1 protein-coding gene and 1 pseudogene are annotated in these 912 nt (G+C 64.5%); both read left to right on the top strand.

Going from position 1 to position 912, the window contains the following annotated elements; translation table 11 throughout:
* A partial coding sequence (locus EN964_RS35755) for an ABC transporter permease (protein WP_164776494.1) occupies positions 1-690 on the top strand: 690 nt, incomplete at its 5' end.
* Position 691: 1 nt separating this feature from the next.
* Positions 692-912: pseudogene (locus EN964_RS35750) on the top strand (ABC transporter permease); the annotation flags it as partial.

Raw genomic sequence — 912 nt, 5'->3', positions numbered from 1 at the left:
AGCCAGTTCTTCACCAACCCTTCCTACTGGCAGGCGATGGTGAACTCACTGCAGGTCACCGCGATCGTCACCGTGGTCTCGGTGCTGCTCGCCTATCCCTTTGCCTGGATCCTCGCCGAACAGGTGCCGGAACGCTGGCAGCGGCTGGCGCTGATGCTGGCGGTGCTGCCGTTCTGGACATCCTATGTCGTGCGCTCCTATTCCTGGCTGCTGGTGCTGGCGCAGAACGGCGTCGTCAACCGGGCGCTGACCGGCTCTGGCCTGATCAGCGAGCCGCTGCAACTCGCCAACACGCGTTTCGCCACCGTCACCGGCTTCGTGCATTTCTTCGTCATGCTGTTGACGCTGACCATCTTTGCCAACCTCAAGCAGTTGAGCCCGAGCTACCGCAAGGCGGCCGCCGATCTCGGCGCCGGGCCGGTGCGCACCTTCCTGCATATCGTGCTGCCGCTGACCTTGCCCGGCATCATGGTCGGCGCCTTCCTGACCTTCGTGCTGTGCATCGGCGATTACATCACGCCGCAGATCCTGGGCGGCAACAACGAGCTGCTGATGCCGCAACTGGTGATGATGCAGATCGGCCGGCGCGGCGATTTCCCGCTGGCCTCGGCGCTGTCGATTATCCTGATGGCGGTGGTCACATCAGCCTACCTCGCCTGCGCGCGCTGGCTGAAGATCGAGCGGGCCTGAGATGCGCCCGCTCGTCCACATCGCCTCTTGGCTCTACGCGCTCGCCGTCTACGGCTTCATCTTCCTGCCGGTCGTCGTGCTGGTGCTGTTTTCGCTGCAGGCGACGTCGTTCCCGATCCCGCCCTTCACCGGCCCGTCGCTGCGCTGGTACGATGCGGTTCTTTCGGACACGCGGCTGACCTCGGCGCTGGTCAACTCGCTGCTGGTGGCATCCATCTCCTC

It is taken from the genome of Mesorhizobium sp. M7A.F.Ca.CA.001.10.2.1 (assembly GCF_003998575.1).
Lineage (GTDB): Bacteria > Pseudomonadota > Alphaproteobacteria > Rhizobiales > Rhizobiaceae > Mesorhizobium.
The sequence above is the reverse complement of the archived record's forward strand: the minus strand, read 5'-3'. Positions and strand labels throughout refer to the sequence as shown.